This window comes from Pseudomonas sp. Ps21-P2 (assembly GCF_039672565.1).
Lineage (GTDB): Bacteria > Pseudomonadota > Gammaproteobacteria > Pseudomonadales > Pseudomonadaceae > Aquipseudomonas.
Window position 1 is genome coordinate 117452 of record NZ_JBDFPL010000003.1, and the last position, 25430, is coordinate 142881.

Consider the following 25430-nt stretch of genomic DNA (forward strand, 5'->3'; position numbering starts at 1 on the left):
CAGTTGCCTGACGCGCAGTGCCGAGCAGTCCCGCCCTGCGCCGCGCGTCATCCGGCGGGTGACCTGCCTTAGGCGTGCTGCACGCCGGCGCGCTTGAGCAGTTTTTTGCAACGCTCCGACAGATGCACCACGCGCAGGTGCTTGCCCGCCTTTTGATACCGCTCGCGCAGGGTTTTCAGCGCGGCGATCGCCGAATAGTCCACGAAGATCAGATGTCGGCAATCCAGCGTGACCTGCTGCGGATCGTTGAGGTGATCGAACTGATCGAGGAATGGCGTGGTGGAGGCGAAGAACAGCGTGCCGTGGAGGTGATACATCTTGCTGCCGTCGGGCTCGATGTGGCTGTCGGCGTACAGTTCGCGGGCCTGTTGCCAGGCGAAGTTCAGCGCCGCGATGAGGATGCCGAACAGCACGGCCGTGGCCAAGTCGGTGAGGACAGTCACGATGGTCACGGCGATGATTGCGAAGACATCGTTCAGCGGCACTTTGCGCAGCACGCGCAGGGAGGCCCAGGCGAAGGTCTGCTGAGCGACCACGAACATCACGCCGACCAGCGCCGCCAGCGGAATGCGCTCGATGAGGGGCGACAGGAACAGCACGAACATCAGGATCATCACGCCGGCGACGATGCCCGACAGGCGACCGCGGCCGCCGGAACTCAGGTTGATCACGGTCTGGCCGATCATTGCGCAGCCGCCCATGCCGCCGCACAGGCCGGACGCCAGGTTGGCGACGCCGAGGGCGACGCACTCGCGGTCGGGGTAGCCGCGGCTTTCGGTGATTTCATCGGTGAGGTTCAGGGTCAGCAGGGTTTCCAGCAGGCCGACCAGCGCCATCAGGATCGCGTAGGGCGCGATGATGCGCAGGGTGTCCAGATTCCACGGCACGTCCGGCAGCGACAGGCCTGGCAGACCGCCGGCGATGTGCGCCATGTCGCCGAGGGTGCGCGTCGGCAGGTCGAACAGGTACACCAGCAGACCGACGCCGAGGATCGCCACCAGCGCCGGCGGCACCGAGCGGGTCAGGCGCGGCAGCAGGTACACCACCGCCATGGTCATCGCCACCAGGCCAATCATCAGGTACAGCGGCGTACCACTGAGCCAGGTTTCGCCGCTTTTGAAATGCTCCAGCTGCGCCATGGCGATGACAATCGCGAGGCCGTTGACGAACCCGAGCATGACCGGATACGGCACCATCCGCACCAGCTTGCCCAGGCGCAGCAGCCCGAACGCGATCATCACCAACCCGCCCAGCAACACTGTCGCCAGCAGGTACTGCACGCCGTGCTGCACCACCAGCGCCACGATGACCACGGCCATCGAACCCGCCGCACCCGAGACCATGCCGGGACGCCCGCCGAATAGCGCGGTCAGCGTGCAGATGATAAAGGCCCCATACAGGCCCATCAGTGGATTGAGGTGCGCGACCAGCGCGAAGGCGATGCACTCGGGCACCAGGGCGAAAGAGGTGGTGAGTCCGGCGAGGACGTCGGCGCGAAGACGGGCGGGTTTCATTGAGTACCTAGCGGGCGGCGTGCAAAAGGAGGGGATGTTACGGAATGTGAACGCAGACGGCCAGTTGGGGAAATGCCGCACCCTGCCGGGTTTCACTCATTCTTCAGGTGTCCTGCCGCGGCCGATTGTGTAACGATGTTTGACTCAAACAGCTCGCCGATTCCTGTCAGCCAGGCTCGGCACGTCATGAAGGACAGAACACGGATGCTCGCTGCGCTCAGACACTACCCGGCTTCAGTCAATCTCCTGCTTTCGTCGTCGTTGTTTCTGACGCTGGGCAGGGCGATCACCCTGCCGTACTTGGTGATTTACCTGTCTTCGAATTTCGTATTGAGCATGAGTGACATCGGCATGGTCGTCGGCGGGGCGCTGATTGTCGGCTCGTTGCTGAGCCTGTACGGCGGCTACCTGACCGACAAACTGTCCAGCTACCGGTTGATTCTGTGCTTCACCGGGTTCTTCGTCGCCGGCTTCATCGGCATGTGCGTGACCAGCAAGCTGTGGCTGTTTTTCCTGTTTCTGGTGTCGTTCAATTTCGCGTATTCGGTCATCGATATCGTGGTCAAGGCCGCGTTCGGCAAGCTGTTGCCGGTGGCCGATCAGAGCAAAGTCTTCTCGGTGCGCTACACGCTGATCAACATCGGCTATGCGGTCGGGCCGTTCATTGGCGCCGGGTTGGCCCACTGGAACATGAAGCTGCCGTTTGTGGTGTCGGCGTCCCTGGGCCTGGGCTTCTTTCTGGTCTACGCGTTGTACGGGGACCGCAAGCTGAGTTCGGCGGACCCGGCCAATGCGCCAGTTTCCTTCATCGCCGTCGGACGCATCCTGCTCAAGGACTACCGGCTGGTGTGCTTCACCGTCGGCGGCGTGCTCAGCGCGGTGGTGTTCGGGCAGTTCACCGCGTACCTGTCGCAATACCTGGTCACCACCAGCACGCCGGAATTCACCTATCAGGTGATCAGCTCGGTGGTCGCGGTGAACGCCGCGGTGGTGATCTGCTTGCAGTACCTGGTCGGCAAACGCATTAGCCATCAGTACCTGAATCAGTGGCTGACCGCAGGTTTCAGCCTGTTCCTGATGGGCGTGGTCGGGTTTGCCTTGTCGACGACGGTGCTGCACTGGTCGCTGGCGGTGGCGGTGTTCACCCTCGGCGAGATTATCGTGTTCCCGGCCGAGTACATGTTCATCGACCGCATCGCGCCGACCCATTTGCGCGGCATGTATTACGGCGCGCAGAACCTCTCCAACCTCGGCGGCGCACTGGGGCCGGTACTGTGCGGTTTCGCCCTGGCGACCCGGTCGGCGCATTTCATGTTTTACATGCTGGCGGCGTTCATCATTGCCGGCGGCTGTTTTTATCTGCTGGGCGCCTCTTATTCCAGACGCCACGATCAATCTTCCACTGCCGAATGAAGCGTTTCGATGACCGTTCTGTCTCCACTTGAGGCCTGGCAGCAGGCCGTTGATGCCCAGGGTTTTCAGCCGGACGAGGCGCAGCGCAATGCCGCGCTGCACTTGCAGGCGTGCTGGCAGGCGCTGAATGACGGCAAGCGCGGCGGCGCGGTCAAAGGCGTTTACCTGTGGGGCCCGGTGGGGCGCGGCAAGACCTGGCTCATGGACCGTTTTTACGACAGCCTGGAGGTCCCGGCCCGGCGCCAGCATTTTCATCATTTCATGCGATGGGTGCATCAGCGTCTGTTCCAGCTCACTGGCGTGGCCAAACCGCTGCAGGTGCTGGCCCGGGAGCTGGCCCAGGACGTGCGCGTGTTGTGCTTCGACGAGTTGTTCGTCAACGACATCGGCGACGCGGTGATTCTCGGCGGCTTGCTGCGCGCAATGTTCGACGAGGGCGTGGTGCTGGTGTGCACCTCCAATCAATTGCCCGAACAGCTGTACGCCACGGGTCATAACCGCGAGCGTTTCGTGCCCGCGATCACGGCGATCAACCAGTTCATGGAGGTGGTCTCGGTCGACGGCGGCGAGGACCACCGGCTGCATCCCGGTCAGGCGCAGCAGCGCTACTGGGTGAAGGCCGAGCAGGGGCCGAGCGCGTTGGTGGAGGTATTCGAAGCGCTGAGCAGCGGTGAGTCGGTGTCGATTCAGCCGGTGCCGCTGGGTCGTCGCCATGTGCCGGTGGTGCGCAGCAGTCGAACGGTGATCTGGTGCCGCTATGCCGACCTGTGCGAGCAACCGCTGGCGGCGATGGATTTCATCGAGCTGTGCGATCGCTACAAAGCGGTCTTGTTGACTGAGGTGCCGGCGTTGAGCGCACCCCAGCGCGAGGGGCGCATCGCCCGCGGTACCGAGGATGGCGTTGAACAGGTCACCGCGGGGGACCGCGAACTGCCGCAGCTGTCGCCCTATGATGATGGCGTGCGGCGTTTCATTGCGCTGGTGGACGAGTGCTATGACCGCAAGGTGCCGCTGTACATCGAAGCCGCGATGCCGATGGCCGAGCTGTACACCGAAGGCTATCTGGCGTTCGCGTTTCGACGCACGCTGAGCCGGTTGCAGGAGATGCAGCTGGCGCGGTTCGGTCATTAACGCTGCTAAGGCGCAAACTTCAATTCAAACGCTGTTGCGTCGGCGCTGGGCCAACACATGCTTGGCGCCTTCCCCCACCAGGACCATGACCGCCAGCCAGATGGGCAGGTAGGTCATCCATTCGTCGCGGCCGATGGATTCGCCCAGCAGCAGGGCGACACCGACCAGCAGCACCGGCTCGACGTAGCTCAGCAGGCCGAACACGCTGAACGCCAGCAGGCGGCTGGCGAGAATGTAGCTGACCAGGGCCGACGCACTGATCGCCCCCAACACCGGAATCAGCACATAAAAGCGTGGGAATTGTTCCACCACCGACGGGTTGCCCTGGCAGATGAACAGCACGGCGACGGGCAGGATCAGCAGCATGTCCCACCACAGACCGCCGAGGTTGTCGGTCTTGAGCTTGCGCCGCAGCACGAAGTACAGCGGATAACCCAGGCAGACGACCAGGGTTTCCCAGGAAAAACTGCCCAGGCGCAGCAGCTCGTTGCCCACACCAACCAGCGCGCAGCAGGCGGCGATTTTCTGCAGGTGCGACAGGTGCTCGCCGTACACCACACGTCCGGTGAGGATCATGGTCAGCGGCAGCAGAAAATACCCCAACGACACCTCCAGACTGCGGCCGTGCAGCGGCGCCCACATGAACAGCAACAGCTGCGCGCCCATCAACGTCGCCGACAGCGCCATGCCCGCCAGCAATGCAGGCGTCTGGAGCACCCGGACGCCGAGGGCGCGCGCGAGTCTCCAGTCGCCGCTGGAGAGCATGAACAGGGTCACGCAGGGCAGGGTCAGCAGCATGCGCCAACCGAAGATTTCTTCACCGCTCAATGGCGTGAGGAGTGAGGTGTAGTAGTACATGACCGCGAACAGGCAGGAGGCCATGACCGATAACGCAACGCCCTTGTACACGGGGGCTCCTTGTTTTCGATGCATCAGGTGTGGGGTGCAGGAATGCTTTGATCGGCGGGCTCTGATGGCGCGCTTTGAGGGCACTTTTTAAAGCGCTTTTTGAGGCGTAGCGCACTGCAACGGCGCAGAGTTTATCCGAGGTCAGGCGGGCGGTCCGCAGCAATCTGGTAAACCGCAGGTGGGCTGGCAGTAAACGATGCACGTTTGGCAGAGAACGAGACCGCGCGCCGATTGAGCCGGTATGCGCCGTCGCCCAGACTTCTCTTCAACGCGCCACACCGGTGCGGCCGCTGGAGAGACTTCCCATGACTCAATCAATTGCTGGCATCAAGATCCCCGACAGCGCGCTGGCCCGCGCTACGACCGAGTACATCCGCGAGCAGGAGGACGATTTGCTGTTTCATCACTCGCGCCGGGTGTTTTTGTGGGGGGCGCTGACGGGGGAGCGCAAGGGGCTGAAATATGACGCCGAGCAGCTTTACGTCGGGGCGATGTTTCATGACGTGGGTCTGGTGGAGCGGCATCGCAGTGCGGACCTGCGTTTCGAGGTGGATTCGGCCAATGCGGCGCGCGCGTTCATGCAGCCGTTTGGGTTGTCCGAGGGGGATGTGGAGCAGGTGTGGTTGTCGATTGCGCTGCACACGACGCCGGGCGTGCCGGAGCATTTGCGGCCGAACGTGGCGTTGGTGACGGCGGGCGTGGAGATGGATGTGTTGGGGATCAACTATGGGGAGTTCAGCGATGAGCAGCGGGAGGTGGTGACCCATGCTCACCCGCGCGGGGAGGATTTCAAGGGGTGCATTTTGTGTGCGTTTGCTGATGGGTTTCGGCATAAGCCTGACACGACGTTCGGGACGGTGAATGCGGATGTGTTGGTGGATGAGGATCCGACGTTCAAGCCGCTGAATTTTGTGGAGATCATTCGGCGGTCGCCTTGGAAGGCGTGATCTGGATCAACGTCCTTAAGATCAAGGGCGTCTGCCTGGGGGCAGACGTTTCGCCTTCGGCGAGTTACTTGGAAAAGCACCCCAAGTAACCAAGGGTGCTTGCTCCTGGTTAGGTTCCTCCTTCGTCGGAATACCCTCACTCCGACGACGCTCCGTGGGCCCGCGCCGAACGGACATCCATGTCCTGACGGCGCTCTCGCCGCATCCATGCGGCTAGGCCCACTGCGCGTCGTCTGCGTTCGGCCTGCACCAAAGTCGCGATTGGTGTCGTCTGGGCCTTTTGTGTTTGAAGATCAAGATCAAGATCAGATCAAAAGCAGATCAAGGGCTTCCCGGCTAAAGCCGGTCCCACTGAAGCAATCGATCGTTCCCACGCTCCGCGTGGGAATGCATCCTTTGACGCTCCGCGTCGATGTCTTCGAGGGCGAGTGAGGCGTTCCTGAGGCCACTGCCTGCAACATCCCTTCTTCGGCATTGTTTCAAGCTTTGTTAGGCTGGTCCCGAGCGGGCCATGCCGGGCCGCTGTTTTCAACGGAGCGGCAATGACTTCCATCAGCACCGCAGCGCCTGTGGTACCGGGGCGGCTGGAGCAGTTTTCGACGCGGATCGCTTTTTTTGTCACCGGGTTCAGTATGTCGGCCTGGGCGCCGCTGGTGCCTTATGCGAAAAGCCGTCTGGGTCTGGACGACGCCGGCCTCGGGTTGTTGCTGTTGTGTCTGGGCATTGGCTCGATCGTTTCCATGCCGTTGGCCGGGGCGATGACGGTGCGTTATGGCTGTCGGCGTTTGATCGTGATGACGGGCGTGATCGCCTGTGTGTGTCTGCCTCTATTGGCCACCCTCAGCTCGGTGCCGCTGATGGTCGCCACGCTGTTTGTCTACGGCGCGAGCATGGGTGCGCTGGGGTGTGTGACCAACATTCAGGCGATCATCGTCGAGCGGGCCAGCGGCAAGACCATGATGTCCGGGTTTCACGGGCTGTTCAGTTGCGGCGGGATTCTGGGCGCGGCGGGGGTGTCGGCGTTGTTGAGCGTCGGCGTCTGGCCGTGGCTGGCAATGGCCGTCGTTGCGTTGTTCATTGCGATTGCGCTGTACAAAGCCGCGCCTCACTTGTTGCCGTACGGCAGTGAACCGGGCGGCCCGGCATTTGCGATTCCCCGGGGCGTGGTGCTGTTCATCGGCTTGATGTGCTTCACGGTGTTCCTCACCGAAGGCGCGATGCTCGACTGGAGTGCGGTGTTCCTCAGCGCCCAGCGCGGCGTCGAACCGTCCTACGCTGGATTCGGTTATGCGGTATTCGCGTTGGCCATGGCGATCGGGCGTATGTGCGGCGATCCGATTGTCCGGCGCTTGGGCGTGCACAAAATCATCCTGTTTGGCGGGCTGTGCGCGGCCGCCGGGATGACCGTCGCGACGTTGATCCCGGTCTGGCAAGCGGCGCTGTGCGGCTACGCGCTGGTGGGAATCGGCTGTTCCAACATCGTGCCGGTGTTTTACAGCGCGGTCGGTCGGCAGAAGACCATGCCGGAGAACGTGGCGGTGCCGGCGATCACGACGCTGGGCTACATCGGCATTCTGATGGGGCCGGCTGGCATCGGGTTCGTCGCCCACCTCAGCAGCCTCGGCGCGGCGTTCATGATCATCGCCGTGATGCTGTTGGGTGTGGCGATCAGCGGACGGTTTTTGCGGGTGTGAGGCCAATAACGGGAATCAGCTCGGCATCATCGCAAACCCCACGCCGAAGCGATTCCAGGCGTTGATGGTGGCGGCGGCCAAGGTAATGTTGACCACGTCGGCTTCGCTGTAATGCTTGAGCAACGCTTCGTACTGATGTTGCGGCGCACGGTGCACAGGCAGCAGGGTCAGGCTTTCAAGCCAGGCGAGTACGACTTTTTCCTTCTCGGTGAAGAATTCGGTTTCTTCCCACACGCTGAGGGTTTGCAGACGAGCCTCGGTTTCGCCGGCCTTGCGTGCGTCATTGGCGTGCATGTTCACGCAATATGCACAGCCGTTGAGCTGCGACGCCCGCAGACGGATCAGCTCCAGCAGCGAATGATCCAGCCCGGATTTACTCAGCGCTGTCTCCAGGCCGACCATGGCTTTGTAGGCTTCCGGCGATTTCTGGGCCCAGTTGATTCGGTTGTTCATGTCAGTGCTCTCTTTCAAAGGTTGCCGGCGATAGCCGCTGGACGTGGCGAAATCTTACGTCGGCACCGTCGCACGCCGAATAGCCAATGAAGGAGGTTTAGGGGAGACCAATTGTGCCGCTATCGATCAGCAGCGCATGGCTGGGGACGGGCGAGCAGACGCTCGCGGACACCGTCGTAGGCTAGGTTGAACAGCATCGTATACGGCAGATACAAGAGCACAAGACCGATGTCCAGCAGGAAGGCTTCCAGCAATGTGACCGACAACCACCACGCCACCATCGGCACCACCAGGAAAATCAGCCCCACTTCAAAGCCGATGGCATGCAGCGCCCGCGCCTTGAAATTCAGGACGAAACCCAACCGTGCGCGCAGACGGTCGAACCCGGCGTTGAAGACCATGTTCCAGAGCATGGCGACCGTGGAAATCATCACCGTCATCGCGCCCATCTTGCCGATGGACTGGCCGAGCACCCAGGCCAGCCCGGGCGCGAACATCAGCACGCCGATGAGCTCGAACAGCAGCGCATGCAGGGCGCGTTCTTTGACGGATTTCGGCGCAACGACCGGCTTCGCGGTCTTGGGGGGCGTGAGGGTGTGCAGAGGCATGGCGGTGATCACTTTGTCGCGGGCAGGTGTGCATTGTCGGGGCGCGATGGGCTAGAGTGAAAATCGGTCCCATCGGAAAAACCGATGGCGACGTCGCATGCTCTTCAGAGGTATCCACCCGTGAGCTATTCCCCCGAAGCACTTGAAGCGTTTGCCCAGACCATCGCGCTGGGTTCGTTCAGCGCCGCCGCCCGGCGCCTGGGCAAGAGCCAGTCGACCATCAGCGAGGCCATTTCGCGGCTGGAGATCGATCTGGGCCTGGAACTGTTTGACCGCTCGACCCGCCATCCCGCGTTGACTGAAGCGGGCAGGGCGCTGGAAGGGCGCATCGAGGACGTGCTCGCGGCGTCCGATACGCTGCGTCGCGCGGCGGGGCGTCTGGCCGAGGGCATGGAGCCGCGCTTGACGCTGGTGCTGTCCGACGCCAACCAGTTCGCTGAATTTCAGACGCGCATGACCGAACTTGATCAGCGCTTTCCGGAGCTGGAACTGGAGTGCGTGTTTGCCGAACACGGTGACGCGATCAACTTGATCCAGACGGGCCGTGCGTCGTTGGGTCTGCTGTCCGCCCAGGCGTCGTACCCGCCGGAAGTGGGCTACGCGACCATCGTCGAGCGCGCGGACTTCGGCATCTTCGTGTCCCACAGCCACCCGTTGGCCGCGGAAGAAGCCGTCGATTACCGCCATCTCGCGCAGCATCGGGCGTTGCGCCTGAACACCATCGTCGATGAGAGCGTGCCCACCGACGACCTGCCCAGCGGCGCGCGACGCAGTTGGTCAGCACCCAATTACCTGCTGTTGATGGACATGGCGATCTTCGGTTTCGGCTGGTCGGCACTGCCGCGCTGGCTGGTCAGCACTTGCGGTCAGGGCCGCTTGAAGGAACTCAAAGTGCCGGGCTGGCCGCGCAGCTCGGCGGTCGACGTGATCTGGTCCCGGCAAAAAAGCCTGGGACCGGCCGGGACCTGGTTGCTGGACACGTTGCTGGAGGGGCGGGGAGGGTATTGATCCGGCTCACTCCGGTCCGCCCTCGAGCACAAATCCCTCCGGCATTTCCTGAGCAAAGGCGCTCACGACCTCGCGGGTCAGGCTGACGATGTCTTCCACCAGCTCCATTCCCGCGCCGGTGCGCCAGCTGGCGACGATGTCCATCAGCGGCGGCAGCGGGACGTTCTCGATCAGCGTCAACGCGCCCTGGGCCAGTTCCCCATGCACCAGCGTCACCGGCAGCGCGCCGATGCCGAAGCCGTCGCGCACCAGCCGGGTAATGGCTGATGCCGAGTTCACGCAGTTGATCCGTGGCGTGACGATGTTGGCGGTGTGCAGCATGTTGAGGATGTCCTGGTGCGGCCGCGAATTGCGCGAGAACGTGACGATGCGCGCTTCGGCGATTTCTTCCAGGGTCACGTCCGGGCGGTCGAACGCCGAGCCGGTCGGCACCACCCAGCGCAGAGGATAGCGCGCCAGCACCGCGTTGCGCACGCTGTCGAAACGCAGCACGTCTGTCTGGAAAATGATGTCCTGATAACCCTTTTCCAGCTGCGAGCAGAGGTTGCTGGCGGTCTCGGCGGTGAGCTCGATTTCCAGATTCGGGTAACACTTCATCAGGCGTGTTACCAAGGGGCTGAGCCAGGTGTGTATCACCGTATCCATGGCGCCGATGCGGATGCGGCCGCGCACCTGACTCGGGTCTTTGATCGCCGCCTTCATGCTTTGCATCGTGTCCATGATGTGCTCGGCGTATTCGAGCACGCGCGCACCTTCTTGCGTCAGCGACACGCCCCTGGAATCCCGGACGAACAGGCGCACGCCCATTTCGTCCTCCAGCGCGGCGATGCGGCTGGAGATGGAGGCCTGGGTGCTGAACAGTTTTTCCGCCGTCAGACGAAAGCTTTTCAGCCGCGCGACCCAGACGAAGGTTTCCAGAAACTTGAGATTCACCGAGGGATTTCCTTGAGCAATTGAGCGCCGGCGCACCTACATGATGACGGGGGAGCGTCACAGCGTTGCAGGCACGACCTGTGCAGACTGAGCACTGGAACAGCAGGTTGCATGCCACCCCGGCAACAGAAAATCTTATGGGCCATAGCGGGTTTTTCCCGTTGGACGCCCCGGCGTTGACTGCGGTGCCATGGGGCAGCGGCACTGTCACTTCGTTTAGCACAGGTGCCGCGACCGCTCGTTCCTCGAACACGTTCCTCATTCGTGCCCCAGCAAGGTACCGCCACTGCCAACGAGAACCCCATCATGCAAACCGCTATCAACCTCTGGCCGCTGCTTGGCGTGCTGGTCATCGTTCTGGGCTTCGTCCTGCGTTTCAACCCGATGCTGGTCGTGGCGCTCGCCGCCCTGGCCACCGGCCTTGCCGCGAGCATGCCGCTGGAGACCATTTTGGCGACCATCGGCACGGGCTTCATCAAAACCCGCACGCTGCCGCTGATCATCCTTCTGCCGCTGGCGGTGATCGGTTTGCTTGAACGCCACGGCCTGCGTCTGCACGCGCAGAACTGGATCGCCCGGTTCACCGGTGCCACGGCCGGAGGCCTGTTGATCGCGTATCTGTTCGTGCGTGAAACCACCGCAGCCCTGGGGCTGACCAGCCTCGGCGGCCATCCGCAGATGGTGCGGCCGTTGCTCGCGCCCATGGCCGAAGGCGCCGCTGAGTCGCGTTTCGGCAAGCTCCCCGAGGCATTGCGCATCAAGCTGCTGGCGTTGTGCGCGGCAACCGACAATGTCGGGCTGTTCTTCGGTGAAGACATCTTCGTCGCCTTTGGTGCGATCGCGTTGATGCACACTTTCCTGCTCGGCTCCGGCATTGATGTCGACCCGATGCACATTGCCTTCTGGGGGATCCCGACAGCCATCTGCGCATTCGTCATCCACGCCATCCGCCTGCACCGTTTCGATCAGCGTCTGAATCGTGAATTGACGGCGCTGCCGCCGGCCTCCGCTGTCGACAAGGAGCTGGCGCGATGATCATTTCCATTCAATACCTGTACTGGCTGGCGGGCGTGATCCTGGCGATCACCGCGTTCATGACTGCGACCGATCGGACCAATCCCAAACGCTGGTCAACGGGACTGTTCTGGGGCCTGTTCGCCATTGCGTTTCTGGTCGGCGAGAAGCTGCCACCGGTGTGGGTGGGCGTCGGCGTGATCGTCATGGCGGTGATCGCCGGGTTCGGCGGCGTGGGTTTTGGTCAGCATGAGAACCTCAACGACCGGGCGCGGCGGGAGAGTGCAGGGCGCTTGAAGAACAAGCTATTCATTCCGGCGCTGGCGATTCCTCTGGTGACGGTGATTGGCGCGGTGCTGCTGAAGAACATCAAGTTTGGCGACGTCTTTCTACTGGACCCGGCCAACAGCACCTTCGTGTCCCTGGGCATTGGCAGTCTGGTGGCGTTGGCGTTGGCCTGCTGGCTGACCCGCGACACGCCGGTGCAGGCCATGCGCGAATCGCGGCGCCTGACCGAAGCGCTGGGTTGGGCGCTGGTGCTGCCGCAGATGCTGGCGATGCTCGGGCTGGTGTTCAATGACGCGGGCGTCGGCAAGGCCGTGGCGCATCTGGCAACGGCTTACATCAACCTGGATTTTCGCCTCGTCGCGGTGATGGTGTATGTGCTCGGCATGGCGCTGTTCACCATCGTCATGGGCAACGGTTTCGCGGCGTTTCCGGTGATGACCGGCGGTATCGGCGTGCCGGTGCTGGTGGGCATGTACGGCGCCAATCCGGCGGTCATGGCCGCGATCGGTATGTTCTCGGGCTACTGCGGCACGCTGATGACGCCCATGGCCGCAAACTACAACCTGATTCCCGCAGCCCTGCTGGAATTGCCCGACAAGTACGCGGTGATCAAAGCGCAAATCCCCACCGCGCTGGCGATGCTGGTGGCGAATATTCTGCTGCTGTATTTCCTGATGTAGATGCAGCGCCCCGCCCGCAGGCTCCTGCGGGCAGCTTCTTGCGGGCAAACCCCTCCCTCAGTTCGTTCCACTGCGCAAAGTTGGATGATGTTTCATCTCCATCGCAAACGTTTGCGCGAATCCATGGTCTGTACGACCAGTGGCTGCAAACCCTCTGCCTCAGGGCTTCCAACCCGCTTCCTTTGAACGACATGTGTGTCAGGCGCCAAGCCGCATGTCCGCCTCGGAAGAAATAGGTTGAATAGTCACAGAAAATGTTATTTAAATAACAAAAATAAAACCGCGAAGGTGGCTCGTCTTTCGGGCCCGGCGCGTGAACAAGGTACTCACACACATGAACAAGATCGCGGTCATCGGCAGCAACATGGTGGATTTGATCACCTACATCGACCGGATGCCGGCGCAGGGTGAAACCCTCGAAGCACCGAATTTCGCCATGGGCTGCGGCGGCAAGGGCGCCAATCAGGCCGTTGCAGCGGCCAAGCTGGGCGCTGACGTGTTGATGCTGAGCAAGGTCGGCGACGACATGTTTGCCGACAACACCCTGGCCAATTTCAAGCGTTATGGCATCGATACCCAGTTCGTCCAGCGCGTTCCCGGCGTCTCCAGCGGCGTGGCGCCGATCTTCGTACAGAGCGATTCCCACAACAGCATCCTCATCGTCAAAGGCGCCAACGCGCACCTGAAACCTGCGGACATCGACGCTGCCCAGGCCGCCTTGCGCGACTGCACGCTCATCGTGCTGCAACTGGAAATCGAGCTGGAAACCGTCTACTACGCGATCGATTTCGCCAAGGCCAACGGCATTCCAGTGCTGCTCAACCCTGCGCCTGCCGTGAAGGGATTGAGCCGCGAGCACCTTTCACAGCTGGACTTTTTCATTCCCAACGAAACCGAACTGGCGTTGATCACTGGTCAGACCGTCGACTCCATCGAATCCGCCCGCGCGGCCGCCCTGCAACTGGTGCAGGACGGGATTCGTCACGTCATCGTCACTCTGGGTGAAAAGGGCGCGCTGTACGTCGGCGAAGAAGGCGAATTTCGTGTCGAAGGCATCAAGGTCGATGCCCGCGACACCACGGGCGCCGGCGACGCGTTCATTGGTTGCTTCGCCCGCCACTGGAGCGAAGACGGCGACATGCGCAACGCCATGACCCGCGCGGTGGCCTATTCCGCCTGCTCGGTCACCGGCCTCGGCACCCAGAGTTCCTACCCGGACGCTGCCGCGTTCAGTCACTTTCTCGACACCCTTTGAGCCGCCGCGCCCTGCCGATCGCCTGATCGGTGGGGCGGGGTATTCCCTGTACTTCCCGGAGAACAACAATGACAAAGCCCGCGCTCCAACAATCACCGGACGGGTTCTACCTGAACCGCACGCCGTGGTTCGCCTTCCTTCTGCTGTGCTGCTGCTTCGCGCTGTGGGCAGCGGCCGCGAGCATGAACGACGTGCTCATCGCCCACTTCAAGAAAGCCTTCCTGCTCAGCGATGTGCAGACCTCCTTCGTGCAATCGGCGTTCTACCTCGGTTATTTCTTCGTGGCGATTCCGGCGGCGATGGTCGTCAGACGTTTCAGCTACAAGACCACCATCCTTATCGGTCTGGTGCTGTACATGGCGGGCTGCTCGCTGTTCTTCCCCGCAGCGTCGATGGCCAAATACGGCATGTTCCTGATGGCGCTGTTCGTCATCGCGGCCGGCCTAGCCTTCCTCGAAACCGCCTGCAACACTTACTCGACGCTGATGGGGCCGCGTGAAACCGGCACCCGCCGCCTGAACATCTCCCAGACGTTCCACCCGTTCGGCGCGATGACCGGCGTGTACGTCGGCAGCTTCGTGATGTTCAAGGACACCGACGCCACCCGCGAGCAGTTGACGCAGATGAGCGCCTCGGAAGCCGCAGTTCAGCAATTGCAGATGATCCAGTCGACGCTGCTGCCGTACAAATGGATGATCGCGGTGCTGGTGCTGATGTTCGTGCTGATCGCGTTCACCAAGTTCCCGGCGTGCAAGGGCAAGGTCACGGCCAACGTTAAATCGAGCAGCATTGGCCAGAGCCTGTCGCGTCTGTGGCGCAACCCGCGCTTCACGTTCGGCGTGCTGGCGCAGTTTCTGTACGTGGGCGCGCAAGTGGGCGTGTGGAGTTTCACCATTCGCCTGGCGATGCAGATGGGCGGCATGAACGAGCGCAGCGCGTCGTGGTTCCTGCTGACCACCTTCGCCGCCTACTTCGTCGGCAAGATGATCGCCAACCTGCTGATGCGCAAAATGTCCCCGGCCAAAGTGCTGGCGATCTACGGCGTGCTGGCCATCGTACTGCTGGCCTACACGATTCTGGTGCCGAACATCAGCGCGGTGTATGCGGCGGTGGGCGTGAGTATTTTCCTCGGTCCGTGCTGGCCGACCATTTATGGCCTGACCATCGACGGTCTGGGCGAAGACACCGGCGTTGGCGGTTCGCTGCTGGTGATGAGCATTGTCGGCGGCGGCGTGATGCCGATCTTCCAGGGCCTGCTCTCCGACGCCACCGGCGGAAACATGCAGATCGCCTACACCGTGCCACTGCTGTGCTTCGTCGCGATCGTCGCCTACGCCATCAAATGCATGCGTGATCCGCTGCCGGCCCAGGCACCGGTGGGCGCGGTGACGGCATCATGAGAACGGCCGAAAAGCGCACCACGATTGCGCTGTACCCGGAGCTGTTCAGTGGCGATGAAAAGACGCTGCTTGAATCCGCGGACTTTCGTGTGCTGGCCTGGACCTATCCCAGCGGCGTGAAAGCCGTGGCGCTGGAGAACGATCGCGGTCGGGTAGTGGTGCTGCCGTATCAGGGGCAAATGATCTGGTCGGCGGTCTTCGATGGCTGCGACCTGACCATGCGCAACATGTTCGAGCAGCCACGCCCGAGCCCGACGGTGATCGGCACCTACGGCTGCTTCATGTTCCACAGCGGGATTTTGCGCAACGGCTGCCCGACGCCGGAAGACGATCATCCGCTGCACGGTGAAATGCCCTGCGCGCCGATGGACAGTGCCTGGCTGGAAGTCGGCGAGGACGCGGGCGGCGGGTTTCTGCGCATCGGCGGCGAGTACGAATACGTGATGGGCTTTGGCGACCACTATCGCGCCAGGCCCAGCGTGACCTTGCGCCCGGGTTCGGCGCTGTTCGACATCGGCATGGACGTGCGCAACCTGGCCGGCAAGCCGATGGAGCTGATGTATATGGCGCACATGAACTACGCCTACGTCGACGGCGGACGTTTCGTCGAGCCATTGGGCATGGCGCGCACGCGGGTTCGCAGCAGCGTGCCGGCCCACGTCAAGCCGACGCCGGCGTGGTCGGCGTACATGGCCGAACTGACGGAAGACCCTTCGCGGCTGGAGAGCCTGAGCACGCCTCAGTTGTACGATCCGGAGATTGTCTGCTTCTTCGACGGCGTGCACGCGGACGCCCAGGGCCATGCGCATTTCCTGCTCAAGCACCCGGAAGGCCCGGCGTTCTACACGCGCTATCAGCCGGCGCAGTTCGATCACGCGGCGCGGTGGATCCTGCACAACGCTGATCAGCAGGTGGCCGCATTTGTGCTGCCGGCGACCTGTGAGCCCGAGGGGTATCTGGCGGAAAAGGCCAAAGGGAATGTGCGTTTGTTGGGCGCGGGGGAGAGCGCATCGTTCAGCGTGACGACGGGCTATCTGGGGGCTGAAGAGGTGTTGCAGCTGGAAAGCGATCTGAAACGCTGAAGGACTCTTCGCGAGCAAGGTGGAGCGCCACCTTGGTCGCTCCCACAAATGTTGTATCCGACGCAGGAATCCGGCTGTACGCGACACCCTGGGGAGTTAACTTGCTCGTGCTGCTGAATCGGTGATCAGGCAGCGACCACCGTTGCGTAGGTCGCTGCCCGATCTGCGGATAGACATCGACCCGGTGGGAGTGAGCTTGCTCACGAATGCAATGGCGCAGGCGACACACATTCAGGGCCGATTACACCACCCACCGCGCCCCATACCCCTCAATCAAATCCCGATAAACCTTGGGCAGCTTCTTGTCGCTCACCACCACATGAAAGTCCTGCAACGTGGCGAAATGCGCCGTGCGCACGGCGTCAAACTTGGAATGATCCGCCAGCAACATGCAATGCCGAGCCTGGCGCAGGACCTTCTGCTTCACCTCCACTTCGTTGAAGTTAAAGCAGGTCACGCCGAGCTCGTCGCTGACCCCGGCCGCTGACACGAACGCCCAGGTCAGGCGGATGCCGTCCAGAATGGTCGCTTCGCTGTGGTGCTCGAACAGCTGATTCTTGCGATGAAAGGTGCCGCCGCACAGCACGATGGAGCAGTTGGGCTTCTGCTGCAGCTTGAGCAGGACGTTGAGGGAGTTGCACACGGCGGTGAATTCCAGCTCGTCCGGGATGAAGTCGATGACGAAAGGGATCGTCGTGCCGCAGTCGAAAAATACTGTGTCGCCGGGTTGAATGAACGCGGCGGCGAGCTTGCCGACCCGGCGTTTTTCCTCGACGTGGCGGGTGCCTTGTTCCGTGACCTTGTAATCACTGGCCTCTGACGGATCAAACGCCAGGGTGATATGCCCGCCCAACAGGTGGAATTTGTCGGGGTGCCGGGTCAGGTCGCGACGCAGGGTCATCTCCGAAACGTCCAGCAGGGCGGCCATTTCCTTCAGGTGAATGGCCTTCTGATCTTGCAGGGCTTGCTGGATCAACTTGATACGGTCGGATTTTTTACTGTCCACGGGCATTCCGATTGTCGAATGGATATGGTAAAAAAATAACATTCATTGTTATATTTACAACATAAAATGATGCGCTCAGGCATGAAGCTTAAAGCGTGTCGCTGGTTACCGCCTCACTATCAGGAAACGATTGGCCATGAAGATCGAACCCGCAGCACTCGCCCAGTACATCGACCACACTTTGCTGGCCGCCGACGCCAGCCGCGAGCAGATCGCCACGCTGTGCCGCGAGGCGCAAGAGCACGGATTCTATTCGGTGTGCGTGAATTCTGGCCAGGTGCCCTATGCCGCCTCGTTGCTGGAAGGCCAGGCCGTCAAGGTCTGCGCCGTGGTCGGTTTCCCGTTGGGCGCCGGGCTGAGCGACACCAAGGCTTTCGAGGCGAAACAGGCCATCGCTGCTGGCGCGGGCGAGATCGACATGGTCCTGAACATCGGCTGGTTGAAAGACGGCCTGTTTGACGAAGTGCGCGACGATATCGCTGCCGTCAAAGACGCCTGTGGCGCGGTGCCGCTGAAGGTGATCTTCGAAACCTGCCTGCTGGACGACGCGCAGAAAACCCGCGCTGCCGAGATCTGCCGCGACCTCAACGTGGCCTTCGTCAAGACCTCCACCGGCTTCAGCCGCAGCGGCGCGACCCTGGAAGACGTGGCCCTGATGCGCAAGGTCGTGGGGCAGGGCGTTGGCGTGAAAGCGTCCGGCGGTGTGCGCGATTACGCGACAGCGGTGGCGATGATCGAAGCGGGCGCGACGCGACTGGGCACCAGCTCCGGGATCGCGATCGTCAGTGGTGCGGCGGCGTCGGGCTCGGGTTACTGATTCTGCTGCGGAGTCAGGGTTCGGTGCAGCCTGCGGCGTGACACCGTCCCCGATCAGGCGGCGGCCTTTCGACAGAAGGCCGTTCGCCGAAAAGAGCGGGACCCGCCCCGCCAATGAGTGGCAAACTGCCGGTGCACTCACTTCTGCACCGGACACCTTTCTCAATGCGAACATTCTCCCTGGCGCGGCTCAAGGCCCGCTGGTTCTTCTGGCTGTGCATGGTGCTGATCGTCGTTGGTCTGCCGGTCGGTTGCGCGGCGCTGCAGCACAAGGAGCGTGAACTGGTCTTCATGATCGAGCCCGGCACGGCGAGCTGGTACCACGGCCTGCCGTCCGACGTGCAAGAGCTTGAACTCAAGGGGCCATCGTTCGGCCTGGGGCAGAACATCCATGCATGGTGGTGGCCTTCGGAGAAGAAGGACGCACCGGCCATCCTTTACCTGCACGGCTCGCGCTGGAACCTCACCGGTCAACTGTTCCGCATCGAACAGCTGCGCGCGCTTGGCTTTTCCATCCTCGCCATCGATTACCGCGGCTTCGGCCAGAGCAAGGGCCAGTTGCCGTCGGAAGCGTCGGTCTATGAAGACGCGCGCATTGCCTGGGCACGCTTGAAGCAGATCCAACCCGACCCGCAAAAGCGCCTGATCTACGGGCATTCGCTGGGTGGCGCCGTGGCGGTCGACCTCGCCGCCGAACTGGGCCGGGATGCGCAAAAAGGTGATGAGCCCATTCAGGCGCGGGGGCTGATCATCGAATCGACCTTCACCAACCTCGCCGACGCTGCGTCCTCCGTCGCCAGCAAACGCACCTCGTTGCCGGTGCGCTGGCTGGTCTCGCAGAAATTCGACTCCATCGACAAGATCGCCGACGTGCACATGCCGGTGCTGATCGTGCATGGCACGGCGGATCAGTTTGTCGCGCCGCAATTCAGCGAAGCGCTGTTCGACGCGGCGCAGGAGCCAAAGAACCTGCTGATGGTGCCGGGCGGTAACCACAACAACAGCATGAATCTGGGGCGCGAAGCGTACAGCCAGGCGATCCAGAACCTGCTCAACGAGAAGCCACCGGCGGTGCATGCGTCCAGTGCATCGGCAGCATTGCTAAAGCAACCCGGTTAGCCCCTTTTCACGACGGCGGCCGGTGTCCTCTCAAAGCACCTGCCGTCCACTGCCGCGAGCGCTGCCGATGGACGCACATGCAGACGAAGACGCTCACCTGACCCAATCCGCGCGGGACTGGGTGCTGCGTGCCGCGCCGCTGCCGCAGATCGAGCGGATCGAGGCGTACTTTCATGGCCACGGCTTCGAGATGCACCGCCACGACACCTACGCCATCGGCCACACGATGTCAGGCGTGCAAAGCTTTCAGTACGGCAAGGAACAGGTAAACAACCTGCCGGGGCAAACGATGGTATTGCACCCCGACGAAGCCCATGACGGCCACGCCGGGACCGAAGACGGCTTTCGCTACCGGATGTTCTATCTGGAACCGGCGATGATTCAGCAGGTGCTCGGTGGCAAGCCGCTGCCGTTCATCAAGGGCGGGGCGTCGAACGATCCGCGCCTGTTCAGGGCCACTCAGGCGCTGCTTTCCGACCTGAATAACGCGCTGGATCCTCTGGAACTGGACGACGCGATCTACGACCTCGCTGTTGCGCTGCAAGGGGCCGCCGGAGTGCGCAAATGCCGCCAGAGCGTCAACTACGCCGGCGCGCAACGTGCGCGGGAAATGCTCATGGCCAGTCTGGAGCGGGGCGTGAGCCTCACCGATCTGGAACAGGCCAGCGACACCGATCGCTGGCGCCTGTCACGGGATTTCCGCGTGCTGTTCGGCACCACGCCCTATCGCTACCTGACCCTGCGCCGGCTGGACTTGGTGCGGCATTCGATAGCGTTGGGGGTTTCGCTGAGCGACGCATCGGTGATGGCGGGGTTCTCCGACCAGAGCCACATGACACGGCATTTCGTGAAGACCTTCGGCTATCCGCCTGGGCGGTGGTTGAAGATGTTGCGAGCAGGCGCATAGCGGATCGAACGCCCTTGGTGGGACTGGCCTTGGCTGGGAAGGCTGTACACCTTGTGGGACCGGCTTCAGCCGGGAAAGCGCCAGTTGCCACACCGCAAAATCCCTCCTGACACACCGCGCGCTTTTTGTAGGACTGGCTTTAGCCGGGAAGGCGTCAGTTGAAGCACCGCAACACCAACCCACCCGTCACCCTGCAATAACGTACAAGACCCCACCCACCCCCGCGCTCTAGATTGGCCTCACATCAATCCCCTCGGAGCCGCCCTCGTGTCCACGCCCACCACCCAACACACCCCCGTCAATTTCGCCCAGAAATACAGCCTGTTCACCGAGCAGTGGCAGCCCAAAGTCATCGCGCAGATGAACGACTACCAGTTCAAGCTGGCGCGGCTGGAAGGGGAGTTTCTCTGGCACAGCCACGCTGACACCGACGAAACCTTCATTGTGCTCGAAGGCCGTTTGCGCATCGATTTCCGCGACGGTTTCGTCGAGCTCAATGCGGGCGAGCTGTATGTCGTTCCTAAGGGTGTCGAGCACAAACCCTATGCCGAGAAGGAAGTAAAGCTGATGCTGATCGAGCCCAGCGGCGTGATCAACACCGGTGACGACACCAACGAGCGCACCGCGCAGAACGATGTTTGGATCTGATTACGCCTCGGGCGTTACGGGCTCGGTTTCAGCGTCGGGCGCAGGCAACAAAACCGAAATCAACGCCCTGACCACCCCCGGCAGGGCGTCCAGTTCGCGGACCAGAATGCTCCGTTCGCGCACCGCCCAGGGCTCGTCGAGCTCGATGGTGACCAGCTCCATCGTCCGGCTGTGCCGCGACGCGGCCGACTCCGGGATCACCCCGATGCCCACCCCGGCTTCCACCATCCGGCAGATGGCCTCGAAGCTCGATACCTGAATCCGCAGCGACAGGCTCTGCCCCAGCCGCTCAACGTGATCGCGCAGAAAACTCAGCAGCGTGCTGCCTTCGTGCAGGCCGATGTGCTGGAACGCCAGGGTCTGCTTGAAGGTGACCTTTTTCTCGGCCGCCAGCTCATGGCCCACGGGCACGATCAGTACCAGCCGGTCGGTGCTGAAGTGGATGACCTGCAAACCCGCCGCTTCCACCGGCCCGGCGATGATGCCCATGTCGGTGCTGCCGTCGAGCACGCCGCGCACGATGTCCCGGGACAGACGCTCCTGCAGGTCCACCGTGACGCCGGGCCGTTTCGCCAGAAACCCGGCCAGCACTTCGGGCAGAAACTCGGTGACGGCGGTGGTGTTGGCGAAGATGCGGATGTGCCCGGCCGAGTCGGTGCCGTAACGGGTGAACTCGCTTTTCAGGTAATCCACCTGGCTCATGATCAGCCGCGCGTGCTTGAGCAGGCGCTGGCCGGCAGGGGTGAGTTCGACGCCGCGGCTGTCGCGGTACAGCAGGCGCGTGCCGAGTTGGCCTTCCAGCGCCTTGATCCGCGCACTGGCAGCTGCTGGAGAGAGAAACGCCCGGCGCGCGCCCTGGGTCAGGCTCGGTGATTCGCCGATATGGATGAAGAGGCGCAAATCAGCCAGGTCGAAATGCATGGGAGGTGTCCGGACGTTGCAGAAGGCGTTCAGCATACCCGAACGCCGCTATACGCAAATGCAAATTCACAGAATGCCGGCGCACTTCCATGATCGGGCCATAACAACAAACCCAGAGGGTTCCCGCCCATGAGCGCTGCAGAGTCATCCGTGAATTTTACGGACTGGATTGGCCGCACCGAAGAAGCCCAGGATCATCTGAGCGTCAACCTGATCAAGCGCATCGCAGCCACCTTTGGCGAGCCCACGCCCGCTGTCGGCGACCCGTTGCCGCCGCTGTGGCAATGGTGTTTTTTCCAGGAACCGGTGTTCGAAGCGCAGCTCGGCGGTGACGGCCATCCCGCCCGGGGCGGCTTTCTTCCCCCCGCGGACAATCGCAACCGCATGTGGGCCGGTGGCCGCGTCGAGTTCATTCAGCCGCTGAAAGTCGGCGCCGATGCCCATCGCCTGTCGACCATTCTGCACATCGAAGAAAAGCACGGTCGCACTGGCTCACTGCTGTTCGTGACCGTGCGCCACGACTACTCGCAACATGGCGAGTTGTGCGTGCGTGAAGAGCAGGACATCGTTTACCGCGAGCCCAATCCGCCGAAACTCAACAGCGGCGACGCCCCGGAGCAGGGCGACTGGAGCGAGGTCATCGAGCCGACGCCGACGCTGCTGTTTCGCTACTCCGCCGTGACCTTCAACGGCCACCGCATTCACTACGACTACCCCTACGTCACCAACACCGAGGGTTATTCCGGGCTGGTCGTGCACGGGCCGATGATTGCCACCTTCAACCTGCGCGCATTCATTCGTGCCAACCCCGGTAAGCGCGTGCGGCATTTCGCCTATCGCGGCGTGCGCCCGTTGAACGTGCCTGCTGCCTTCCGCGTCGGCGGACGAATCGTCGAGCCGGGCAAGGCGCAGCTGTGGGCCGGAAATGCTGCCGGCGTCGCCCAGAGCGCCGAAGTCGTTTTTGACTGAATCCTTCCTTTACACAGCCAGGCGCGCCGATCCCATGGCCGCCGGCCGATGCGAGTGGACACCATGAATCCCTACGAAAATGAAGACCTCAATGCCATCCGTGACGGCGTGCGCGCGCTTTGTGCTCAGTTTCCGGCCGAATACTGGCGCAAGATCGATGAACAGAAAGGCTTCCCGGAAACCTTCGTCAAGGCGCTGACCGATGAGGGCTGGCTGTCGGCGATGATCCCCGAGGAATACGGCGGCTCCGGGCTGGGCCTGGCGGAAGCCTCGGTGATACTCGAAGAAGTGAACGCCTGCGGCGGCAATTCCGGCACCGTGCACGGCCAGATGTACAACATGTTCACCCTGTTGCGTCACGGCAGCGACGCGCAGAAAAGCTATTACTTGCCCAAACTCGCCAGCGGCGAACTGCGCCTGCAATCCATGGGCGTGACCGAGCCCAGCACCGGCACCGACACCACCAAGATCAAGACCACGGCGGTGAAGCAGGGCGACAAGTACGTGATCAACGGCCAGAAGGTCTGGATCTCCCGCGTGCAGCATTCCGACCTGATGATTCTGCTGGCGCGCACCACGCCGCTGGCCGAAGTGACGAAAAAGTCCGAGGGCATGTCGATCTTCATCGTCGACCTGCGCGACGCCATCGGCAACGGTCTGACCGTTCAGCCCATCGCCAACATGGTCAACCACGAAACCAACGAACTGTTCTTCGACAACCTCGAACTGCCCGCCGACAGCTTGATTGGCGAGGAAGGCAAAGGGTTCCGCTACATCCTCGACGGCCTCAACGCCGAGCGCACATTGATTGCCGCCGAGTGCATTGGCGACGGCCGCTGGTTCATTGAAAAGTCCGCCGCCTACGCCCGTGATCGCGTGGTGTTTGGCCGCCCGATCGGGCAGAACCAGGGCGTGCAGTTCCCCATCGCCGAAGCGCACATCGAAATCGAAGCGGCGGACCTGATGCGCTGGCGCGCCTGCGAGGAATACGACAGCGGCAAGAACGCCGGTGCCAGCGCCAACATGGCCAAATACCTCGCGGCAAAAGCGTCGTGGGAAGCGGCCAATGCCTGCCTGCAAACCCATGGCGGTTTTGGCTTCGCCTGCGAGTACGACGTGGAGCGCAAATTCCGCGAGACCCGTCTGTATCAGGTGGCGCCGATCTCCACCAACCTGATTCTTTCCTACGTCGCCGAGCACCTGCTCGACCTGCCACGCAGCTTCTGAGGACGCCGAAATGAGCCATACCCAGGCATTGGCGGGTTTCCTCGCCGAGCTGACCTACGAGCAGATTCCCGGCGTCGTGCTGGACCGCACCGAAGACCTGTTCCTCGACTGGATCGGTTCGGCGCTGGCCAGCCAGGGCGCGCGGCCCATCCCGCTGTTTGAGCGCTACGCCGAACGCATGGGCCCGCGAGAGGGCAAGGCGAAAATTCTGGTGAGCGGTCGCGGCACCTCGGCGTACTTCGCCGCGCTGGTCAATGGCGCGTCTTCGCACCTGGTTGAGCAGGACGATTTGCACAACAGTTCAGTGCTGCACCCCGCGACAGTGGTGTTCTCGGCGGTGCTCGCAGCGGCTCAGGACCTCGGCAAAACCGGGCAGGATTTATTGCTGGCCTCGGTCGCCGGTTATGAAGCAGGCATCCGCATCGGCGAATTCATGGGCCGCTCCCACTACCGCATCTTCCACACCACCGCGACGGTCGGCACCCTCGCCGCTGCGGTGGGCGTGGGCAAGCTGCTGAACTTCGACAAAGAGCAGTTCATTAACCTGCTGGGCACGGCGGGCACCCAGGCCGCCGGGCTGTGGGAATTCCTGCGTGACGCGGCGGATTCCAAACAGCTGCACACCGCCAAGGCGGCGGCCGATGGCCTGCTGGCAGCGTACCTCACCGAAGACGGCCTCACCGGCGCGCGCAATATTCTCGAGGGCGATCAGGGCATGGCCGCAGGGATGTCCAGCGACAGCGATCCCGCGAAGCTGTCCGATCGGCTCGGCAGCCGTTGGGCGCTGGTCGAGACGTCGTTCAAGTTTCACGCTTCGTGCCGCCACACCCATCCGGCCGCGGATGCGCTGCTCCACCTGATGCAGCGCGAAGGCTTGCGCCATGACCAGATCGCCAAGGTGGTCACGCGGGTTCATCAAGGCGCCATCGATGTGCTTGGCCGGGTCGATGTACCGCAGACCGTGCATCAGGCGAAGTTTTCCATGGGCGCAGTGCTCGGGTTGATCGCCGTTCACGGCAGCGCACAGTTGATTGAATTCCGCGACCTCGCCCTGACCGATGCCGACGTCGCCGCTTTCCGCGAAAAGGTCACGATGGAGCTGGACCCGGAGGTCGACGGCGCCTATCCCGCGCGCTGGTTGGGTCGGGTGATCGTGACCACCACCGATGGCCGCACCCTTAGCGCCGGCATTGATGAGCCGAAAGGCGATCCGGGCAACACCCTGTCGCGGACAGAGCTGGAGGACAAGGTGCAGCGCCTGCTGGCGTTCTCCGGCGCACGCACGGTGGAGCAGGGCACGGCATTGATTCAGCGGGTCTGGCAGCTGCGCGATGCGCAGGATCTGGTCACTTTGATCTAGGGCGAACGCCAACCCTTGTAGGAGTGAGCTTGCTCGCGATTGCAGTGTGTCAGCCCCATCAGCCCTGACTGACAAAATGCTATCGCGAGCAAGCTCACTCCTACAGGGGATTTGAAGAGGTTTACGAA

At 62.5% G+C, this 25430-nt stretch carries 24 protein-coding genes; 17 read left to right on the plus strand and 7 right to left on the minus strand.

Features of this window, described 5'->3' with window-relative positions; all coding sequences use genetic code 11:
* Nucleotides 1–68 precede the first annotated feature (68 nt).
* Nucleotides 69–1514 carry a SulP family inorganic anion transporter gene (locus tag ABEH28_RS08175; protein WP_346629619.1) on the minus strand — a complete coding sequence of 482 codons (1446 nt, stop codon included), beginning with the start codon at nucleotides 1512–1514 and terminating at the stop codon, nucleotides 69–71.
* A 204-nt stretch (nucleotides 1515–1718) separates the two neighbouring features.
* Between ABEH28_RS08175 and ABEH28_RS08180 the strand changes: the two genes are divergently transcribed.
* Nucleotides 1719–2927 carry an MFS transporter gene (locus tag ABEH28_RS08180; RefSeq protein ID WP_346629928.1) on the plus strand — a complete coding sequence of 403 codons (1209 nt, stop codon included), beginning with the start codon at nucleotides 1719–1721 and terminating at the stop codon, nucleotides 2925–2927.
* A 9-nt stretch (nucleotides 2928–2936) separates the two neighbouring features.
* Nucleotides 2937–4058 carry a cell division protein ZapE gene (gene zapE, locus ABEH28_RS08185; protein ID WP_346629620.1) on the plus strand — a complete coding sequence of 374 codons (1122 nt, stop codon included), beginning with the start codon at nucleotides 2937–2939 and terminating at the stop codon, nucleotides 4056–4058.
* Between the two features lie 24 nt (nucleotides 4059–4082).
* Here the strand turns inward: zapE and rarD are convergent, their stop codons facing one another.
* Entirely contained in the window at nucleotides 4083–4967 is an 885-nt protein-coding gene (gene rarD, locus ABEH28_RS08190) for an EamA family transporter RarD (RefSeq protein ID WP_346629621.1), read from the minus strand.
* Between the two features lie 305 nt (nucleotides 4968–5272).
* On the opposite strand from rarD, the gene ABEH28_RS08195 reads away from it, so the two are divergent.
* Both ABEH28_RS08195 and ABEH28_RS08200 read left to right on the plus strand, forming a co-directional pair.
* Entirely contained in the window at nucleotides 5273–5914 is a 642-nt protein-coding gene (locus ABEH28_RS08195; protein WP_282373067.1) for an HD domain-containing protein, read from the plus strand.
* Nucleotides 5915–6456: 542 nt separating this feature from the next.
* Entirely contained in the window at nucleotides 6457–7608 is a 1152-nt protein-coding gene (locus ABEH28_RS08200; RefSeq protein WP_346629622.1) for an MFS transporter, read from the plus strand.
* 15 nt (nucleotides 7609–7623) lie between these two features.
* Here the strand turns inward: ABEH28_RS08200 and ABEH28_RS08205 are convergent, their stop codons facing one another.
* Together ABEH28_RS08205 and ABEH28_RS08210 are read right to left on the minus strand one after the other, a co-directional pair.
* Complete coding sequence (locus tag ABEH28_RS08205; protein WP_192175013.1) at nucleotides 7624–8061, minus strand: carboxymuconolactone decarboxylase family protein; 438 nt, start codon at nucleotides 8059–8061, stop codon at nucleotides 7624–7626.
* A 119-nt stretch (nucleotides 8062–8180) separates the two neighbouring features.
* Nucleotides 8181–8669: a multidrug/biocide efflux PACE transporter gene (locus ABEH28_RS08210; RefSeq protein ID WP_192175012.1), complete on the minus strand. Its 489-nt coding sequence runs from the start codon at nucleotides 8667–8669 to the stop codon at nucleotides 8181–8183.
* A gap of 120 nt (nucleotides 8670–8789) precedes the next feature.
* On the opposite strand from ABEH28_RS08210, the gene ABEH28_RS08215 reads away from it, so the two are divergent.
* Nucleotides 8790–9677 (plus strand): LysR family transcriptional regulator, encoded by an 888-nt coding sequence (locus ABEH28_RS08215; RefSeq protein ID WP_346629623.1) that lies wholly within the window; start codon nucleotides 8790–8792, stop codon nucleotides 9675–9677.
* A 6-nt stretch (nucleotides 9678–9683) separates the two neighbouring features.
* Here the strand turns inward: ABEH28_RS08215 and ABEH28_RS08220 are convergent, their stop codons facing one another.
* Nucleotides 9684–10610, minus strand: coding sequence for a LysR family transcriptional regulator (locus ABEH28_RS08220; protein WP_346628282.1), 927 nt, complete (start codon nucleotides 10608–10610; stop codon nucleotides 9684–9686).
* A gap of 306 nt (nucleotides 10611–10916) precedes the next feature.
* Between ABEH28_RS08220 and ABEH28_RS08225 the strand changes: the two genes are divergently transcribed.
* The 5 genes from ABEH28_RS08225 (at nucleotide 10917) to ABEH28_RS08245 (ending at nucleotide 16329) form a co-directional block, all read left to right on the plus strand.
* Nucleotides 10917–11645, plus strand: coding sequence for a DUF969 domain-containing protein (locus tag ABEH28_RS08225; protein WP_346629624.1), 729 nt, complete (start codon nucleotides 10917–10919; stop codon nucleotides 11643–11645).
* Nucleotides 11642–12592 carry a DUF979 domain-containing protein gene (locus ABEH28_RS08230; RefSeq protein ID WP_346629625.1) on the plus strand — a complete coding sequence of 317 codons (951 nt, stop codon included), beginning with the start codon at nucleotides 11642–11644 and terminating at the stop codon, nucleotides 12590–12592. The genes ABEH28_RS08225 and ABEH28_RS08230 overlap by 4 nt, the downstream gene beginning before the upstream one ends.
* Before the next feature lie 334 nt (nucleotides 12593–12926).
* Nucleotides 12927–13847, plus strand: coding sequence for a ribokinase (gene rbsK, locus ABEH28_RS08235; protein ID WP_346629626.1), 921 nt, complete (start codon nucleotides 12927–12929; stop codon nucleotides 13845–13847).
* A gap of 68 nt (nucleotides 13848–13915) precedes the next feature.
* Nucleotides 13916–15247 (plus strand): L-fucose:H+ symporter permease, encoded by a 1332-nt coding sequence (gene fucP, locus ABEH28_RS08240; protein WP_192175007.1) that lies wholly within the window; start codon nucleotides 13916–13918, stop codon nucleotides 15245–15247.
* A complete protein-coding gene (locus ABEH28_RS08245; RefSeq protein WP_346629627.1) occupies nucleotides 15244–16329 on the plus strand; it encodes an aldose 1-epimerase family protein in 1086 nt (361 codons plus the stop codon). Before fucP ends, ABEH28_RS08245 begins: the two co-directional genes overlap by 4 nt.
* Before the next feature lie 241 nt (nucleotides 16330–16570).
* Here ABEH28_RS08245 and deoR read toward each other — a convergent pair whose 3' ends face one another.
* A complete protein-coding gene (gene deoR, locus ABEH28_RS08250; RefSeq protein ID WP_346629628.1) occupies nucleotides 16571–17341 on the minus strand; it encodes a DNA-binding transcriptional repressor DeoR in 771 nt (256 codons plus the stop codon).
* Between the two features lie 130 nt (nucleotides 17342–17471).
* Between deoR and deoC the strand changes: the two genes are divergently transcribed.
* The 4 genes from deoC to ABEH28_RS08270 all read left to right on the plus strand — a co-directional run bounded on the left by deoC (nucleotide 17472) and on the right by ABEH28_RS08270 (nucleotide 20825).
* Nucleotides 17472–18152, plus strand: coding sequence for a deoxyribose-phosphate aldolase (gene deoC / locus ABEH28_RS08255; protein WP_346629629.1), 681 nt, complete (start codon nucleotides 17472–17474; stop codon nucleotides 18150–18152).
* 164 nt (nucleotides 18153–18316) lie between these two features.
* On the plus strand, nucleotides 18317–19270 hold the full coding sequence (locus tag ABEH28_RS08260) for an alpha/beta hydrolase (RefSeq protein WP_346628276.1): 954 nt from the start codon (nucleotides 18317–18319) through the stop codon (nucleotides 19268–19270).
* Nucleotides 19271–19337: 67 nt separating this feature from the next.
* Entirely contained in the window at nucleotides 19338–20177 is an 840-nt protein-coding gene (locus ABEH28_RS08265; RefSeq protein ID WP_346629630.1) for an AraC family transcriptional regulator, read from the plus strand.
* Between the two features lie 267 nt (nucleotides 20178–20444).
* On the plus strand, nucleotides 20445–20825 hold the full coding sequence (locus ABEH28_RS08270; RefSeq protein ID WP_346629631.1) for a cupin domain-containing protein: 381 nt from the start codon (nucleotides 20445–20447) through the stop codon (nucleotides 20823–20825).
* On the opposite strand, the gene ABEH28_RS08275 is transcribed toward ABEH28_RS08270, so the two are convergent.
* A complete protein-coding gene (locus ABEH28_RS08275; RefSeq protein WP_346629632.1) occupies nucleotides 20826–21746 on the minus strand; it encodes a LysR family transcriptional regulator in 921 nt (306 codons plus the stop codon).
* A 129-nt stretch (nucleotides 21747–21875) separates the two neighbouring features.
* Between ABEH28_RS08275 and ABEH28_RS08280 the strand changes: the two genes are divergently transcribed.
* The 3 genes from ABEH28_RS08280 (at nucleotide 21876) to ABEH28_RS08290 (ending at nucleotide 25302) form a co-directional block, all read left to right on the plus strand.
* A complete protein-coding gene (locus ABEH28_RS08280) occupies nucleotides 21876–22715 on the plus strand; it encodes a MaoC family dehydratase N-terminal domain-containing protein (RefSeq protein ID WP_346629633.1) in 840 nt (279 codons plus the stop codon).
* A gap of 63 nt (nucleotides 22716–22778) precedes the next feature.
* A complete protein-coding gene (locus tag ABEH28_RS08285; protein ID WP_192174351.1) occupies nucleotides 22779–23942 on the plus strand; it encodes an acyl-CoA dehydrogenase family protein in 1164 nt (387 codons plus the stop codon).
* Between the two features lie 10 nt (nucleotides 23943–23952).
* Complete coding sequence (locus tag ABEH28_RS08290) at nucleotides 23953–25302, plus strand: MmgE/PrpD family protein (RefSeq protein WP_346629634.1); 1350 nt, start codon at nucleotides 23953–23955, stop codon at nucleotides 25300–25302.
* Nucleotides 25303–25430: the final 128 nt, after the last annotated feature.